Source organism: Microbacter sp. GSS18 (genome assembly GCA_029319145.1).
Classification (GTDB): Bacteria; Actinomycetota; Actinomycetes; order Actinomycetales; family Microbacteriaceae; genus Microbacterium.
Genome location: CP119753.1, coordinates 2,958,636 through 2,975,395, shown reverse-complemented (window position 1 = coordinate 2,975,395; position 16,760 = coordinate 2,958,636). Strand labels below are relative to the sequence as shown.

Genomic DNA, 16,760 nt, shown 5'->3' with positions numbered 1-16,760 from the left:
CGTCAGCGCAGCGTCGTGACCGCCGTCACCGCGGTGCGGAGGGCCCGAATGTTCTTCTCGTATCGCGCGGCCAGCAGGATCAGCAGCGCGCCGCCGATGCCGAGCCACAGCCACCACGGCACCGCGTCATAGGCCGTGGAGATCCACGGCCACAGCTGCGCCACGGCATGCGCAAGGGCGACGACCGACCCGATCACGAGCGGGGCCTGCAGGCGCAGCACCGCTCCGACGACGATCGTGGCCACCGCGACGATGCCGAGTGCCACGATCCGCCACAGTGCGCTCTCGCCGAGGTCGTAGACCAGCGACGGCAGCAGGAGGAGCACCAGCCCCGGGCTGAGCGCGGGCCAGGATCGCGTGGACCGCGTCCGCCTCAGCGCCAGGGCGCCGAGCAGCAGCAGCCCGAGAGCCGGCGCGGCAGTGACGACCTCGACGGGGCGGGCGCCCACCGCGAACGCCGCCGCGCCGAATACGGCTGCCGCCACTGCGGCGGTCCCCGCGAGCGCCACGCCGACGCGCCGCCGCTGGAGCCAGCCCACGACGCCCGCGCCGCTCAGGACGGTCATCACGATCGCCGTCCGAGTCGCGGCCCCGTCGGAAGGCGCCGCGGCGAGCAGGGCGAATTCGGCCGCGGCGAACAGCGCGGTCGCCAGCGCGAAGCCCGCGCCGGCGACGGAGGCCACGCGCGGCGATGAGGACGCTCGCAGTGCCATGACGCCCACCGCGACGACGATGCCCACCGCGCTCGCCGCCCACAGATCAGGCTCCACACCGAACTCCCGCGGATCGGACACCCGCACGAAGCGCACGCCGATCGCCGCGACTGCGATTGCCGCTGCGCCGAGCGCGGTCACAGCCGCTGTCCGGACCCATTCCGCTCGACCGAGTACGGCCGCCGCGCCGACGGCCGCCGCGCCCGCGACCGTGCCGACGACCGCTGTGAAGGCGAGCTCACCGCCTCCGCGCACGGCGATCGCGATGGCGGGGACCACCGTGCCCGCGGCCGCGAGCAGAGGCGCCACCACGTCCCGCCCCTCGAGCCTCATCCACACCGTCACGGCGCCCAACCCGACCGCCCCCGCGCCGGCCACGACGAGCGGCATGACGCCCTGCCACCCAGCGGTCGGCACCGTCGCGTGCACGCCGATGCCGACAGCGCCGAGGCCCAGCAGCAGCGCCGACCGGGCACGCAGGCGTGAGGCCGGCGCCACCTCGGTCAGGGCCAGCCCCGCGCCGGCGAGCAGGGCCGCCGGGATTCCGAGCCAGACCCGCGGGCCCTCCACCGAGGCGAGCGATGTGGGGACGACCGCGAGCAGGATGCCGGTGAGCCAGGGGACCTCCTCCGGGCCGGGCCAGGGGCCACCCGCCCGTGCACGACGAAGCATGGCCAGCGCCGCGCCCGCCAGCAGCGCGAGCGCCAGCGGCAGGCTCACCGCCTCGATCGCGCCGTTCACGAGGCCCGTGGCTGTCGCACCCACGACGAGCGCGCCCGCGAAGGACGTCCAGCGGGTGGTCGCACCCAGAGGCACGGCGTCGAACGCCGCCGCCCCCAGGTGAAGGACGAGCAGGATGCAGACGGCTGCAGCGGCGACCGACCCGGCATCGTCGGTGAGGAGCACGATGAAGGCGACCGTGATCGAGGCCGCGGCGAGGCTCAGCGCCGGGGCGACGACGGCGAAGACCCGCTGTCCGATGGCGCCGGCGCGCGCGAACCCGGCGGCTGCTCCGTAGGCGGCCGCGACGAGGACCAGCAGCCACCATGCGTCGGTGGCGTCTGCGCTCCATCCTCTCGTCAGGGTGATCGTCGCGACGGCGACGAGCGCTGTCGTCGCCCCGGCGAGCGAGGCGGGTACGAGCCGGCACGCCCGCGTCCAGGCGAGGAGGCCCGCGCACAGCGCTGCGACGGCCAGCAGGATGATGCCGCGAGGGTCCTCGGCACCCGCTCCCGTCAGCGTCGGCCAGACGAGGCCGACGGCGAACGACAGCGCGATCGCGATGGCGGCCTCCGGATGCCGGCGGAGCCACGTGAGCGCCACAGCGAACAGCGCCAGCGCGACCGCGGGGGCGACGGTGTACGCCTCGATGGGCAGGTCGGCAGCCGCGGGAAGGTCATCGATACCACGCCACATCGCCCACGTCGCCACCCCCACCGCGGGCCAGGACAGCAGACGCCGCGGGGCGCGTGCGAGAGGGAAGCCGGTTCCGGGTGCGGAGGCGATGCCCTCGACGGCACGCGCCGTCGGCGCCGCCCAACCGCGGGTGACCGACGCCGCGGCCAGTGCCGCCGCCCCCAGCAGGAAGACCGCCCACGACACGTCGGGCGCGGCCTGGAGCATCAGCACCGCGGCGGTGCTGGGCGCGCCGGCATCCGCTGCGGTGCGCACCAGCCGGGCGGCGTCTGCGCCGGGTCGGACGAGGGCGAGCACGGCGCCCACGATGCACACGGCCAGGGCGACCGCGGCCGCGACGGCCGGGCGCGCGTCGGCGGCTCCCGCTGCGGCGATCGGCGCCGAGACCGCGGCGGTCGCCGTGCCGGCGATCAGAACCGCCGCAGCGGCGCGAAGCCCGCCCTCGACACGCGAGCCGCCGATGGCGATCAGGGCGAGGATGGCCACCCCCAGCACGCCCCGCACCGTGGCCGCCCATGGCTCGCCCAGGAGCGTCGAGACGGGCAGCTGCTCGTACGGCAGCAGGAGGCCGACCGAATCCGTCAGGAGCGTGATCAGCGAGACCGCGAGCAGGGCGACGCCCGCGACGACCACCGCACGCCGCACCTCGCGGAGAAGGGGCACCCACGCGCCGATCGCCAGCGTCGCGACGGCCACCCACTGCAGGAGCACCAGCGACGCGCGCAGGTCGCCGGTCGTTCCGGCGGCGGTGGCGATCGCACCGGGGGCGAGCAGGCATGCGACCGTCGCAACGGCGATCGACGCCAGTGCCAGCGCCGCCGATGCGCGCGGCACCGGGCGCGCGACGAGGGCTGCCGCGACCGGGACGAGCACGGCCGTGACGACGCCGGTCGCCCACAGTGACGGGCTCGCGAGGCCCGCCACGAACGCCGTGACGGCGCCGATACCGGCCACGACCCCCCACGCCCACCGGGAGTGCAGGCGCGACGGCGGACGCGACAGACCCCACAGCGCCACGGCGGCGAGGGCGATCGCGGCGGTCACCACGACGATCGGGATGCCGGTGCGCCAGGCGGCGGCCAGCACGAGCGCCGACGCCACGGCGATCCGGACGCCGCGCAGGCGCGGGCGGTCGAGCGCCGGCGCGAAAGGCAGCGCCAGCGTGATCGCACCGGCCGCGATCAGCGGAAGCCAGGCCCCCTCGACAACCGGAGCGGCGAGGGGGTCCGTGGTCCACATCGTCCATGTCGCGGCGGCGGTGACCACCCCCGTGATCGACCACGTGATGAACGAGCCCGCCGCGCTGAGCGCCGCGAGCACGCTGGCGATCACGGCGGCGGGCAGGAGGCGCCGCCATCGTGCGCGCAGACGATCGGTCAGCACCGCCACCGCGACCGCGACGACCGGGCCCGCGAGCAGGGCGAACACCGCCAGGTCGCTGCGCAGCGCGAGCTGCCACCCCGCGGTCGCGATGGACGCAACGCCGACGCTGGAGGCGACCCCCACCGCGACGGATGCCGACGGAAGCGCCGTCGTCGCACGCCGCACGGAGCCCAGCGCGGTGTAGGCGCCGGCGATCGCGGCGGTCGCCGGCGCCGCCCATACCGGCACCCAGACGATGTCGGGCGCGACCACCAGCGATGCCGCGGCGGCGGCGGTGAGCGACGCGATGCCGCCCCAGGCAAGGACCTCGCGCTCGGGGACCGCAGGCTGTCGCGCCGCCGACCACGGGGCCGGAAGCGCATGGGCGAGTCCGCCGGCCGCCCCGCCGAGCAGTCCCACGATGACGGCCTGCCCGTCGGGAAGTTCGATGACGCCCGCGGCGAGGAGGGCGAGGCCCGCCGGAAGTGCGAGCACCGAGGCCATGTCGGGCGCCCGCAGCTTCGAGTACCACGCCCAGGTGCGGCAGACCGCGGCCACAGCCAGGGTCGCGACGCCCGCGTACACCACGGCGTCCGTTCCGGCCGCGCCGAAGAGGTCGTTCGCGCGCACCGCCCATGCGTCGAGGGCGAGCAGCAGCACGCCCAGGACGGCGAGCGCCTCCGCGGTGGCCGTGAGCGTCCTGCGGCGCAGCAGCGACGCCCCCGCGATGGTGGCGAGGGTGATGCCGCCGATGATGAGTGCGCGCACGGCGATCCCCGCGACGAACCACGCGATGGTGAGGAAGAAGACAGCGGCGATCCCGACGAGGGACACGCCGACGATGAGCAGGAGCACCGGCACGGTCAGGCGGCGCGCAGGCCGTCGAGGCGACAGGACCGGTGTCGGCGGAGCGGGTCTGGGCGGCACTGCCGCCGTCCGCGCGTCGTGCACCGCCTCGAGCGGTCGCGACGGGATCGGCGGCGCGGCCGGCGCCCGCACCGCAGCAGCGCGCTCGCGCGCCGCCCGCTGCTCCGCCTCCGCTGCCGCGAACACCTGCCCGATGAGCTCGCGCCGCTCTCGCTCGAGCGCGATCATCTGCCGGCCGAGGCTCAGCACCTGCCCGGCGCGAGGGTCGGCGAACACGAACCCGCACGTGCCGCATCGAGGAAGCACGACGTCGGCGAAGCAGACGGGGCATCGCTGCGGATTCCCGAGGTCGACCGGCGACGCGGGCCAGGAAGGGTCAGGTGAGTGTGTCATCGAACCTCGCTCTGTGCAGAAGGGGGTTCCCCCAGGACGGCACCATGCTGGCATCGACAGCGAGCCAGCCCGCGGAATCTTTGTAGAATCGAGACAGCCGATTCGCGGATCGGTATGTAGAAACAGGCCACTTCCACGGGGCTGTCCGCCGAAAAGGGGACATCTCGACCGCGCGCCTGTTCGGGGCTCCGTCACGGGGGAGCCGGCCGCGGGTCAAGGCGACACGCCCGGCCGTGCTAGACTGTCTCTTTGTCTGCGCGCACTCCAGCACGCAGTTCGCATCCCCTCTCGACGATCAGGCCGGAAACGGCCGGGTTCCGTGCGGGGTGCAGACAAGGGATCTTGGGTGGAGCCGTCCGGCTTCACGGTATTGAAGGAGAAACCACCATGGCAGCAGTGTGCCAGGTGACCGGAGCGGTTCCCGGCTTCGGTCACAACATCTCGCACTCGCACCGCCGGACGAAGCGCCGCTTCGATCCGAACGTGCAGAAGAAGACCTACTACGTGCCTTCGCTCGGCCGTAAGGTCACCCTCAACGTGTCCGCCAAGGGCATCAAGGTGATCGACGCTCGTGGCATCGAGTCGGTCGTGAAGGACCTGATCGCGAAGGGTGTGAAGCTCTGATGGCGAAGAAGGCTCAGGACGTTCGTCCGATCATCAAGCTGCGTTCGACCGCCGGCACGGGTTACACCTACGTCACGCGCAAGAACCGCCGCAACAACCCCGACCGCATCGTGCTGAAGAAGTACGACCCGGTCATCCGCAAGCACGTCGACTTCCGAGAGGAGCGCTGATCATGGCCAAGAAGAGCAAGATCGCGCGCAACAAGCAGCGCCAGGAGGTCGTCGACCGCTACGCCGCCAAGCGCGCCGAGCTGAAGAAGCAGCTCGTCGACCCCACCTCGACCGACGAGCAGCGCGAGGCCGCTCGCGTGGGCCTGCAGAAGCTGCCCCGCAACGCTTCGCCGGTTCGTCTGCGCAGCCGCGACGTCATCGACGGCCGCCCGCGCGGTGTCCTCACGAAGTTCGGCATCTCGCGTGTCCGCTTCCGTGACATGGCACACCGCGGCGAGCTGCCCGGCGTGACCAAGTCCAGCTGGTAATCACAGCCGGTCCGCACCACAGCAGCGAAGGCCCCGACGTTCACGCCGAACGTCGGGGCCTTCTGCGTGCGACGGCACCGCCGTCACATCGGTAACAATCATCACTTCAGCCACCGACACGCCGTCCGGATCGGTGCGATTCCCGCGGAAATCCGCGGAAATCCGCGGATCGTGGCTATAGTCAAGGCGGTCGATCCGACCAGCCGGGGGGCAGCTAGGCCATCCGGTCCGAGTTATGAAGGGCGGCGGATCCCGCCTCTCCTTTGGAGGACACATCCCAATGGCAGACAAGTCCATCACCAAGACCGAACTCGTCGCGAGCATCGCCAGTGCGACGGGTCAGAGCCAGTCCACCGTCTCGGGCGTGCTCGACTCGCTCTTCTCCACCGTCTCCGACGCGGTCGCCAAGGGCAGCAAGGTCTCGATCCCCGGGTGGATCGCCTTCGAGCAGGTCGAGACGTCGGCTCGCACGGGCCGCAACCCGCAGACCGGCGAGGAGATCTCCATTCCCGCCGGCAAGCGCGTGAAGGTCACCGCGGGCTCGAAGCTGAAGGCCGCCGTCAAGTAGGTCACGCACGACGACGCCCGTGCGAAGGGGGATGCCGCAGACCGCGGCATCCCCCTTCGTCTCGCGCGATTAGGCTTGTCGGGTGAATTCCCGCGCTCTGCGGGCCGCCGGCCCCGCGATCCTCGTCGCGGCAGGTCTTGCCGTTCTCGTCTGGGCCCTCGCCTACGGCGGGGGAGCCGAGCCCCTCGTCATCGCCGATCCCGGTCCGGTCGTGCGCTGGGGGCTGCCCGCGTCGTCGCTGCTGTTCAACCTCGCGGCGGCGGGCCTCGTCGGCGTCCTGGTCACCGCGCTGTTCACGCTTCGGGCCGGGGAGCGCGAGTTCGACGTCGCCCTCGACGCCGCCTCCATCGCGGCATCCGTCTTCACCCTCGCCGCCGCCCTGACCGGCTTCCTCACCTTCCTCGACGCCTTCAACCCCGAACTGAGCCTCGGCCCCCAGTTCGGGGCGCAGCTGGCTCGATTCGTCGTCGAGACCGAGCTCGGCCGAACGTGGCTCATCACGACCGTCGCCGGCGCGATCCTCACGGTGCTGACCTTCGCGGTGCGCTCGTGGACGCCGACGTTCCTCGTCGCCCTGCTGGCCGTCGCCGCGCTGGTCCCGATGGCCACGCAGGGGCACTCCGGCGATGAAGCCGATCACAACTCCGCGGTCGTCGCCACCGTCCTCCACGTCATCGGCGCCGCGGTCTGGGTCGGCGGCCTGCTCCTGCTGATCATCGTGCGTCCCGTGCTCGAGCGCGGGCGGCTGGCCGACGCCGTCGCCCGCTATTCGAGCCTCGCCTTGGCCGCGTTCGTGGTCGTGGCACTGTCGGGGGTCGTGCGCGCGGTCATCGGGCTGCGGGTGTGGGACGCGCTGTTCTCGCCATACGGGATGATCCTGATGGTCAAGGTGGCGGCGCTCGTGGGCATGGGGATCCTCGGCGCGTGGTACCGGCGCCGGATCATCGGGCGCATGCGCGCCGACGACGCGGTCGCTCGTTCGTTCTGGACCCTCGTCGTCGCGGAGCTCGTGCTGATGGGCGCGGCCTCCGGTGCGGCCGCGGCGCTGGCCCGCACACCTCCGCCCGCGGACGCGCTGCTGCCGCTGTCCCTCACGCCCGCCGAGATCCTGACCGGCGCGAAGCTGCCCGACGAGCTCGTGCTGAGCAGCTGGATCACGGCGTGGGACATCGACTGGCTGTGGGCCGTGCTCGCCGGCTTCGGCGCCTTCTTCTACATCGCCGGCGTGCTGCGCCTGCGCCGCCGCGGCGACGCCTGGCCGGTGCACCGCACCGTGATGTGGCTGGTCGGCCTCGCGCTGCTGGTGTGGGTCACCGGCGGTGTCGTGAACGTCTACCAGGACTACCTGTTCAGCATGCACATGGTCGGGCACATGCTGCTGACGATGGCGATCCCGATCCTGCTCGTCGTCGGATCACCCGTGACGCTCGCCGCTCGCGCGATCCGCAAGCGCACCGACGGAACGCGCGGGGGACGCGAGTGGATCCTGTGGGGCGCGCATTCGCCGTTCGCGCGGGTCGTGACCAATCCGTTCGTCGCCGCGGGCCTGTTCGTCGGCTCGCTGTGGGTCTTCTACTACACGGATCTCTTCCGCTGGTCGCTCTACGACCACCTGGGTCACGAGTGGATGACCGCTCACTTCCTCATCACCGGATACCTGTTCGTGCTGACGCTGATCGGCGCCGACCCCGTGCCGTACCGGCTGCCCTACGCCGGCCGGCTGCTGCTGCTGATCGGCGTCATGGCGATGCACGCGTTCTTCGGCATCGCGATCATGATGCAGGAGGGTCTGATGGTCGCGGACTGGTTCGGCGCCATGGGACGGACATGGGGCGCGGATCCTCTCGAGGATCAGTACGTCGGCGGTGGCGCTGCGTGGTCCATCGGCGAGATCCCCACGCTCGCGCTGGCGGTGACGGTCGCCATCCAGTGGTCGCGCAGCGACAGCCGCGACCAGCGCCGAAGCGACCGCCACGCCGACCGTACCGGCGACGCCGAACTCGAGGCGTACAACGCGCATCTCGCCGCCCTCGCCGAGCGCGACGCGCGAACCCGCAGCTGATCCGTCGTCAGCCCTGACCGCCGACGGCGATCGACACGCTGCCGTCGGGCAGCACGGTGATCGTGCCCGTGACGGTGAACGGCACCGTCTCGGAGAGGTGGTAGATCGTGCCGTCGAACAGCGACTTCACGTCGACCTCGAGCGTCGCCGTCGCCTGCGCCGCGGGGATGGACCACACGGCGCCCGACGGGACGACGTCGACGGCCGGATGCGCCGTGATCGACCAGGCCGGGGCGGAGACGACGCGATCCTGCAGCACGTAGCCGAACGGGCACGATGTGGGCTGCAGGACCTCTTGCGTCGCGCACGCGTCCAGGAACTCGGTGACACGCTCCTGCACCACCGAGATGAACTGCTCGGTCGCGCGCGCCTGGATCGAGACGGGGATCTCGCGGAACGGGCTGTCCGAGAGCACGGCGACGCCGGGGCTGGACGAGATCGACGTGTCCACCGAGACGGAGTAGATGCCGGGGGAGAACACGAGCATCGGCAGGGGAGCCGTCGGATCGGCATCCATCCCGTCGACCGAGACCTGGCGCTTGTCGATCGTGAAGCCGTTGACGTCGAAGCTCATCGATCCGCCGACGGCGAGCTGCATGACGGCCAGCGGACTGCGCGCGAAGCGCCACGTCGGCGCGGGGCCGACCCAGCCGTCCTGCTCCACGGCGAAGGACGTCGTGCCGGGGTAGCCGGCGGCGCGGTACGACACGGCGACGGTGGTGATCCCGGAATCGGGATCCGTCGACTCGGACACGACCTCGATGTCGGTGATGGGGGCCAGGGCGGCCTGGCGCAGCAGGGCGTCCGACGCGGTCATGGGCAGGCCCGCCGCTTCGAGCTCCACCGAATCGACGGCGACACCGGGGACCGCGAGGGCCTCGGCCGCGCGGCCCTCGGCGAGAAGGCCGACATAGCGGCCGGCGAAGGCCGACGGGCTGTACAGCTGGTTGTACAGCACCGACACGGTCGCCCACAGCGCGCCCGCGAGGACGACGAACCCGAGGCCGATGAGCGTCAGATCGACCGCGAGCGGGCGACGACGCGCGCGCTGAGCGCTGCGCCCGGTCTCTCGCTGATCCACGCAGCAAGTCTAGGAAACGGCCGCTGAGAAGTAGCATGAACCGGTGACCGTCGCCTCGCTGTCCCCGGAGCAGGAGGCGGTGTACCGGCTCATCGAGGACACCCGCGAGCACGTGTTCGTGACCGGCCGCGCCGGCACCGGCAAGTCGACGCTGCTGCAGCACCTCGCGTGGAACACGTCGAAGCAGATCGCGGTGTGCGCGCCGACGGGCGTCGCGGCGCTCAACGTCGACGGCCAGACCATCCACTCGCTGTTCCGTCTCCCCATCGGGCTCATCGCAAGCAGCGACCTCGACCAGTCCGATGCGACGCGCAAGATCCTCAACGCGATCGACACCCTCGTCATCGACGAGATCTCGATGGTGAACGCCGACCTCATGGATGCCATCGACCGCTCGCTGCGACAGGCCCGCGGGCGACGGGGCGAGCCGTTCGGCGGCGTGCAGATGGTGATGTTCGGCGATCCGTATCAGCTGGCGCCCGCGCCGCCTCGCGGCGACGAGATGCGCTACATCCGCGACCACTACCGATCCTTCTGGTTCTTCGACGCCAAAGTGTGGGCGGGCGAGCGCAGCGACGACGGCGCGCCGGCGCTGCTCGAGATGGGCCGCTACGGCGCAGAGCTGCATGTCCGCGAACTCGCCGAGATCCACCGCCAGTCCGACCCCGCGTTCAAGGAGATGCTCAACGCGGTCCGCTACGGCCGGGTCACAGCCGACATCGCCAAGATCCTCAACGACACCGGCGCACGCACGCCGCCCGAGCCGGCCGACGGCGAGACGCCGATCATCACGCTCGCGACGCGCAACGACATCGTCAACACCATCAATCGCCGGCACCTCGACGCGCTACCCGGCAGGCTTCAGACCGCGAACGCCGAGATCAACGGAGACTTCGGCCGGGGCGAGGCCGCGTATCCCGCGGACGCCGAGCTGCGCCTCAAGGTCGGCGCTCAGGTGATGTTCCTGCGCAACGACGCGTCGAACTTCGGCGAGCCGCCGCGGTGGGTCAACGGGACGATCGGAACGGTGACGCGCATCGCCGGCGGCACGGTCCGGGTCGAGATCGACGGTGAGAGCGTGGACGTCGAACCGGCCGTGTGGGAGAGGTTCCGCTACGCGTACGATCCCGGATCCCGATCGCTCACGCGCGAGATCGTGGCCGAGTTCACGCAGTTCCCGCTGCGCCTGGCGTGGGCGGTGACGATCCACAAGTCGCAGGGCAAGACGTACGACCGCGCCGTGATCGACCTCGGCTCGGGCGCCTTCGCCCCCGGCCAGACCTATGTGGCGCTGTCGCGCCTGACATCCCTCGACGGCCTGTATCTGTCGCGCCCGCTGCGTCCCAGCGACATCCGCGTCGATCCGGACGTGCGGCGCTGGATGGCCGAGGCACGTGGGGCGTCGGTCTGACGCCGAATGCGCCGGTGGGCGATCCGTGTGTTTGAATCGAGGGGCACGATCACCGGGGGGTGGAATGCCACGTCGACTCATCACAGGCCGCGCCGGAGCGGCCATCGCGGCCGTCGTCGCGCTCACGCTCGGCCTCACCGCGTGCTCCGGCTCGGAGTCGATCCCGATCGACCTCCCCACGCAGGTCCCCGGGGAGTTCCCCGCCGACACCCAGGCGGAGCTGGAGGACGCGGTCTCCACGGTCATGACCGCGACCGGCTCTTCCGGGGCGATCGTCGGCGTCTGGGCGCCCTGGAGCGGCAGCTGGGTCGCGGGTCTCGGCACGACCACTCCCGGCGGCGCCGCTGTGACGGCCGACATGTCGTTCCGCGTCGGCAAGATCACCCGTGCGATGACGTGCGATGTGATGTACAAGCTGGCAGAGGAGGGCACGCTCCGTGTGGATGACGACGTCAGCGACTACGTCGGCGGCGTCGCCGGTCTCACCGATGTCACGTTGAAGGAGCTCTGCGACAGCACGAGCGGCATCGGGTCGTACACGGACTCCAAGCTCCTGTCGATGTGGCTGGAGAACCCCGAGCGCTCCTGGGATCCGCTCGAACTCGCCTCCTACGGCCTGGGCGCCGCGGGCGAGAGCACACCCGGCACCCGGTACCAGGACTCAGACGCCGGCTACCTGCTGCTGGGCCTCGCCCTCGAGCGCGCGAGCGGGCGCGGCGCCGCCCAGCTCATCCAGGACTACGTCGCCGGCCCGCTCGCGCTGGAGTCGACCTACCTCGAAGAGGGCGTGCCCGCCTCGGACGCCGGCCTGCTCACGCCCATGCGGTCCGAGCGGGTCGACGGCAGCTTCTCGTGCACCGAGCTGCAGGATCTTTCCGACCTGTCCGGCAGCACCGGCTTCACCGACTCGGGCGTGGTCTCGACGGTGGGCGACCTCGGACGGTACGCGCAGGCGCTGGCGGCGGGAAGCCTGATGCCGTCGGGCACGGATCGCTTCGACGACACGAAGGAGGCGTTCACGAACGCGCCGTCGTGGTTCACCTACGGCGGCGGGGTCTACCAGGCCGGGACTCTCGTCGGCACCTACGGGTCGACGCCCGGCTACCTCACCGGCGTGTTCGCCGACCGCGAGTCGGGCCTGACGGTCGTGGTCGTGCTCAACAACTCAGCCGCGGACGATCGGTACGGCCGGTGGCTCTCGTGGCAGCTCGCGGCCATCGCCTCCAAGGCGCCGGCCAGCGCCGGAGGCGCGCTCCCGGCCGCCGGCCTGCCGTGGACGGCCGACCAGGATCAGGACGTGATCGCCGAGAACGCGATCTGCCAGCCGGCGGAATAGCGATGCCGGCATGAGGCGGGGCGCCGCTCCCGCCGTCCTCTTCGTCGTCGTGGGCCTGGCATGCCAGGAGGTCGGCGCATCGCTGGCCGTGCTGCTTTTCCCCCGCGTCGGGCCACTCGGCATGGTGATGCTCCGCCTGGTGTTCTCGGCGCTGCTGCTGCTCGCGATCGCCCGGCCCCGCGTGCGCGGGCACTCTGCGACGGCGTGGCGCGCGGTCGCGCTCTTCGGCGTCGTGCTGGCGACGATGAACGGGCTGTTCTACCTCGCGCTCGAGCGCCTGCCGCTCGGCATCACCGTGACGATCGAGGTGCTGGGGCCCCTCGTGCTGTCGATCATCGCGAGCCGACGCTGGACGGCATGGGTGTGGGCGCTCGTGGCATTCGCGGGAGTCCTCTCGCTCGGCGGCGGGGGGTGGGACCGCCTGGACCCGCTGGGCGTCCTGTTCGCCCTCGGCGCGGCGGCGAGCTGGTCCGGGTACATCCTCGCGGCGGCGCGGGTCGGTCGGGAGTTCGCCGGGCTCGACGGGCTTGCGCTGGCGATGTCGGTCGGGGCGCTCATCGCGGTGCCGTTCGGGATCGCGGATGCCGGCGAGGCGCTCCTCGACCTCCCGCTCGTGGCGATCGGGGCCCTGGTGGCCCTGCTGTCGTCGACGATCCCGTACACCCTCGAGCTGCTGGCGCTGCGGCGGCTCGCCCCCGCGGCGTTCGCGATCCTGATGTCGCTCGCGCCCGCAACCGCGGCGCTGGCCGGGTTCGTGCTGCTCGGTCAGCATCTGTCCTGGCTCGAGGTGGTCGGCATCGCCCTCGTCATCGCCGCCAGCATCGGCGCGGTGCGTTCGTCGGCACGTGCCGCCCGCGGAGCCGCCGAACCCGTGGGCTGAGCACGCGGCGCGACGGGTGTACGCTCACGCCCATGACCGTTCAGGACGTCGACGCCACCCCGCGCTGCCCCGGGTGCGGAGCACCGATGACCGAGGTCGAGGGGGCGTGGGAGTGCACGAGCTGCAACGACATCCTCACGCCCACCGGGCCGATCCGGCTGCCGATCTCCGACGAGCTCTCGGCCGAGCGCGGATCGCGGGAGCGCTGACGGGAGCGCGGAGCGGTCCGAGGGCTCAGCCGCCGCCCAGCAGCGTGTCGAGCAGGTGCTCTGCAACGCTGTCGTCGGCATCCTGCAGCACGCCCGTGCGCACGCCGTCGTGGTCGCGCGGTCCCAGACGCTGACCGCGCATGTCCGCGATCGTCTGACCCCGCCCAGGACCGTCCGTCGTGTCGACGACGACGGGGACCCGCAGGCGCCGGCCGATGCCGGGGGCGCCCGCCGCGGCCAGCGCCGCCAGCGGGTCGTGCAGGGGCGAGAGCCGCTCGCCGAACTGCGGCAGATAGAAGTCGAAGTAGTGATCGAGGATGTGGCCGACCGCGCGCGCAAGTGGGTCGGCGGCGGCCACCAGCCGCAGCCGGTCGTCGTCGTGCAGCGTGTGCTTCATCGTGACATCCAGCGGAACCAGCGTGGTGTCCCAGTCGGCCGCGAGGACGGCGGCAGCTGCTTCGGCGTCGTTGAAGACGTTCGCCTCGGCGACCGGCGAGATGTTGCCCGGCGCAAGGATGGCGCCACCCATCGCGGTCACGCGGGAGACCCGCCCGGGGAGCGTCGGGTCCTCGGCGAGAGCGCGCGCCACGTTCGTCATCGGTCCGATGGTCAGTACGTGGAGGTCCCCGGCGTACGTGTGCGAGAGGTCGAGCAGCAGCCGGACGGCGTCGCGGGAGTCGGGCCGGGCGGGCGCGGACGGGAGTTCGACGCCGCCGATGCCGTTCGCGCCGTGGACGTGCGCAGCACCGCCGCCGTAGGGCTGCGCGAGGTGGTCGTGGGACCCGACGGCGACCGGGACGTCGGGGTGCCCGGCGAGGGCGAGCAGGTCGAGCGTGTTGCGGGCGGCGCGCGCGGCAGTCGTGTTCCCGCTGACCGTGCCGACGCCGACCACGTCGACGGCATCGGAGCGCAGCAGGTAGGCCAGGGCCACCGCGTCATCGACGCCGGTGTCGCAGTCGAGGTAGACGGGGATGCGGTCGGTCACGTCACTCCTGAGGGTCTGCGGTGGCGAACGGCGCGTACCCGTGCGCGAGCACTCCCTCGGTTATACCCCGTCGTGATGGAATGGACGGCGTGGCACCCCACGACTTCGGACCGCTGTGCGTGGTCGGCAGCGTCAACGTCGATGTGACCGCATCCGTGCTCGATCTGCCCGCGCCCGGCGAGACCGTGCGCGGGCTCTCTCTCGCGCGCGGGCCCGGAGGAAAGGGGGCGAACCAGGCGGTCGCGGCGGCGCGTCTGGGCGCCCGCGTGCGCATGGTCGGTGCGGTCGGCGACGACGCCGACGGGGGCGACCTGGTCGCCGCGCTGAGGGCAGCGGGCGTCGATGCCTCGGCGGTGCGGGTCGTCGGCGCGCCGACCGGCATGGCGCTCATCACGGTTGATGCATCCGGTGAGAACACGATCGTCGTCAGCGCCGGTGCGAACGATGCCGTCGTCGCGGACGTGCCGTTCGACGAGGCCGAGGCGGTCCTGGCCCAGCAGGAGATCCCCGGGGAGGTCGTCGCCGCACTCGCCGAGCGCGTCCGGGGCTTCTTCGCACTCAACGCTGCGCCGGCCCGCGATCTGGCCCCCGCCGTCATCGCGCGCGCGGACCTCATCATCGTCAACGACTCCGAGCTGGCGGCTCAGCCCGAGCTGGGCGCTGCACGACTGGTCGTCGTCACGCACGGTGCGCGCGGAGCCACGCTCCGGCGCGCGGGTGTCGAGGTCGCGAGCGCCCCGTCGCCGTCGGTGGAGGCGGTGAGCGCCGTCGGCGCGGGGGACGCGTTCTGCGCGGCGATCACGCTCGCCCTCCACGCGGGCTGGCCCGACGAGGACGCGCTGCGCGCCGCGTGCGCCGTCGGCGCGGACGCGGTGACGCATCCGTCCGCTCAGCCGCCGCTGAGGCCGCTCGGAGAGTATCGGTGAAACGGAGGGGCTGACGGGAATCGAACCCGCGCTGTCTGCTTGGGAAGCAGAAGTTCTGCCATTGAACTACAGCCCCGAATCGCCGGGAGGCCCGGCGACCCTGCTACCTTACCCCAGCCGATCGGCGAATCGGCCATCCGGTGCACGTCACGCCTCGGCGGACGCCTGAGCCTCGGCCCGCTTGTACGCGCGGTTGCGCGCGCCGAGCACGATGGCGGCGAGCACGGCCGCGATCACCGAGGCGATGAGGATCGCGACCTTGGCGTGGTCGTAGTCCGCGCTGCCGGACGGGAAGCTGAGCTCCGCGATGAGCAGGGACACCGTGAACCCGATGCCCGCCAGGATGCCGACCCCGACGAGGTCCAGCCACCGCAGGCTCGGATCGAGCTTCACGCGCGTGAGGGTCGCGACGAGCCAGGTCGTCGCCACGATGCCGATCGGCTTTCCGAACACCAGGCCGGCGATGATCGCGAGCGTGAGGGGACTCGTCAGGGCTGAGGTGAGCCCCTCCAAGCCTCCGATCGCGACGCCGGCGGCGAAGAACGCGAAGACCGGCACGGCGAACCCGGCCGAGAGCGGACGGAAGCGATGCTCGAACTCCTCGGCGAGACCGTGCTCGTCGGCATCCGCATCCTTGGGGGGCCGGACCGGGATCATGAATCCCAGCGCCACGCCGGCGATGGTCGCGTGGATGCCCGAGGCGTGCATGAACGCCCACGCGACGATGCCGATCGGCAGGAGGATCAGCCACGCCGCGAACGGACGGTGCTTGAACAGGTGCGGGAAGCGGTACGCGAGAACGCCGTACACAGCGATGACCGCGACCGAGATGATCAATGGGACGACCTCGATGTGGTCGGTGTAGAAGACGGCGATGATCGTGATCGCGATCAGGTCGTCGACGACGGCCAGCGTCAGCAGGAAGATTCGCAGCGCGCTCGGCAGATGCGAGCCGATGATGGCGAGCACGGCGACGGCGAAGGCGATGTCGGTGGCGGTGGGGATCGCCCACGCGCGGGTCAGTCCCTCACCCTGCGAGGCGATTGCCAGGTAGATGAGCGCGGGCACGGCGACGCCGCCGATGGCCGCCATGATCGGCACGACGGCCGTGCTGGGGTTTCGCAGGTCGCCGGTGACGAACTCGCGCTTGAGCTCGAGGCCGACCAGGAAGAAGAAGACGGCGAGCAGGCCGTCCGCCGCCCACGCGCCGAGGCTCAGCTGCAGGTGCCACGGCTCGTAGCCGATCTCGAAGTCGCGCAGCGCGAAGTAGGACTCCGACCAGGGCGAGTTCGCCCAGATCAGCGCGATCGCCGCCATGCCCACGAGGAGCATGCCGCCGACGGTCTCCTTGCGCAGCAGCTCGGCGACGCGCGCCGTCTCAGCGCGCGAGACGATGGCGGGGAAGACGCGCAGTCCGCGCGGTCCGGAGGGTGCCGGCGTTGTCATGGC

14 protein-coding genes and 1 tRNA gene are annotated in these 16,760 nt (G+C 71.9%); 10 read left to right on the top strand and 5 right to left on the bottom strand.

What is annotated here, in order from left to right:
- Positions 1-2 precede the first annotated feature (2 nt).
- The gene (locus P0L94_13680; GenBank protein WES63508.1) at positions 3-4,751 is read right to left on the bottom strand and encodes a hypothetical protein; all 4,749 of its coding nucleotides are present in this window, start codon (positions 4,749-4,751) and stop codon (positions 3-5) included.
- A gap of 387 nt (positions 4,752-5,138) precedes the next feature.
- On the opposite strand from P0L94_13680, the gene rpmB reads away from it, so the two are divergent.
- From rpmB to P0L94_13655, 5 genes are all read left to right on the top strand, one after another.
- A complete protein-coding gene (rpmB, locus tag P0L94_13675; protein WES63507.1) occupies positions 5,139-5,375 on the top strand; it encodes a 50S ribosomal protein L28 in 237 nt (78 codons plus the stop codon).
- Positions 5,375-5,545: a 50S ribosomal protein L33 gene (gene rpmG / locus P0L94_13670; protein ID WES63506.1), complete on the top strand. Its 171-nt coding sequence runs from the start codon at positions 5,375-5,377 to the stop codon at positions 5,543-5,545. The genes rpmB and rpmG overlap by 1 nt, the downstream gene beginning before the upstream one ends.
- 2 nt (positions 5,546-5,547) lie before the next feature.
- Positions 5,548-5,853, top strand: coding sequence for a 30S ribosomal protein S14 (rpsN, locus tag P0L94_13665; protein WES63505.1), 306 nt, complete (start codon positions 5,548-5,550; stop codon positions 5,851-5,853).
- Between the two features lie 280 nt (positions 5,854-6,133).
- The gene (locus P0L94_13660) at positions 6,134-6,421 is read left to right on the top strand and encodes an HU family DNA-binding protein (GenBank protein ID WES63504.1); all 288 of its coding nucleotides are present in this window, start codon (positions 6,134-6,136) and stop codon (positions 6,419-6,421) included.
- An 82-nt stretch (positions 6,422-6,503) separates the two neighbouring features.
- Positions 6,504-8,483 carry a cytochrome c oxidase assembly protein gene (locus tag P0L94_13655; GenBank protein WES63503.1) on the top strand — a complete coding sequence of 660 codons (1,980 nt, stop codon included), beginning with the start codon at positions 6,504-6,506 and terminating at the stop codon, positions 8,481-8,483.
- 7 nt (positions 8,484-8,490) lie between these two features.
- Here the strand turns inward: P0L94_13655 and P0L94_13650 are convergent, their stop codons facing one another.
- Positions 8,491-9,564 carry a hypothetical protein gene (locus P0L94_13650; protein WES63502.1) on the bottom strand — a complete coding sequence of 358 codons (1,074 nt, stop codon included), beginning with the start codon at positions 9,562-9,564 and terminating at the stop codon, positions 8,491-8,493.
- 43 nt (positions 9,565-9,607) lie between these two features.
- On the opposite strand from P0L94_13650, the gene P0L94_13645 reads away from it, so the two are divergent.
- The 4 genes from P0L94_13645 (at position 9,608) to P0L94_13630 (ending at position 13,400) form a co-directional block, all read left to right on the top strand.
- On the top strand, positions 9,608-10,975 hold the full coding sequence (locus P0L94_13645; protein ID WES63501.1) for an AAA family ATPase: 1,368 nt from the start codon (positions 9,608-9,610) through the stop codon (positions 10,973-10,975).
- Between the two features lie 64 nt (positions 10,976-11,039).
- Positions 11,040-12,311, top strand: coding sequence for a serine hydrolase (locus P0L94_13640; protein WES63500.1), 1,272 nt, complete (start codon positions 11,040-11,042; stop codon positions 12,309-12,311).
- A 10-nt stretch (positions 12,312-12,321) separates the two neighbouring features.
- Entirely contained in the window at positions 12,322-13,191 is an 870-nt protein-coding gene (locus P0L94_13635) for an EamA family transporter (protein WES63499.1), read from the top strand.
- Positions 13,192-13,223: 32 nt separating this feature from the next.
- A complete protein-coding gene (locus P0L94_13630) occupies positions 13,224-13,400 on the top strand; it encodes a hypothetical protein (protein WES63498.1) in 177 nt (58 codons plus the stop codon).
- A gap of 25 nt (positions 13,401-13,425) precedes the next feature.
- Here the strand turns inward: P0L94_13630 and P0L94_13625 are convergent, their stop codons facing one another.
- The gene (locus P0L94_13625) at positions 13,426-14,385 is read right to left on the bottom strand and encodes a nucleoside hydrolase (GenBank protein ID WES63497.1); all 960 of its coding nucleotides are present in this window, start codon (positions 14,383-14,385) and stop codon (positions 13,426-13,428) included.
- Positions 14,386-14,474: 89 nt separating this feature from the next.
- Between P0L94_13625 and P0L94_13620 the strand changes: the two genes are divergently transcribed.
- Positions 14,475-15,311: a ribokinase gene (locus P0L94_13620; GenBank protein WES63496.1), complete on the top strand. Its 837-nt coding sequence runs from the start codon at positions 14,475-14,477 to the stop codon at positions 15,309-15,311.
- Positions 15,312-15,316: 5 nt separating this feature from the next.
- Here the strand turns inward: P0L94_13620 and P0L94_13615 are convergent.
- Positions 15,317-15,387 (bottom strand) — tRNA-Gly (locus P0L94_13615).
- A gap of 71 nt (positions 15,388-15,458) precedes the next feature.
- Positions 15,459-16,757, bottom strand: a complete 1,299-nt coding sequence (gene nhaA / locus P0L94_13610; GenBank protein ID WES63495.1) for a Na+/H+ antiporter NhaA — start codon at positions 16,755-16,757, stop codon at positions 15,459-15,461.
- Between the last annotated feature and the right edge of the window lie 3 nt (positions 16,758-16,760).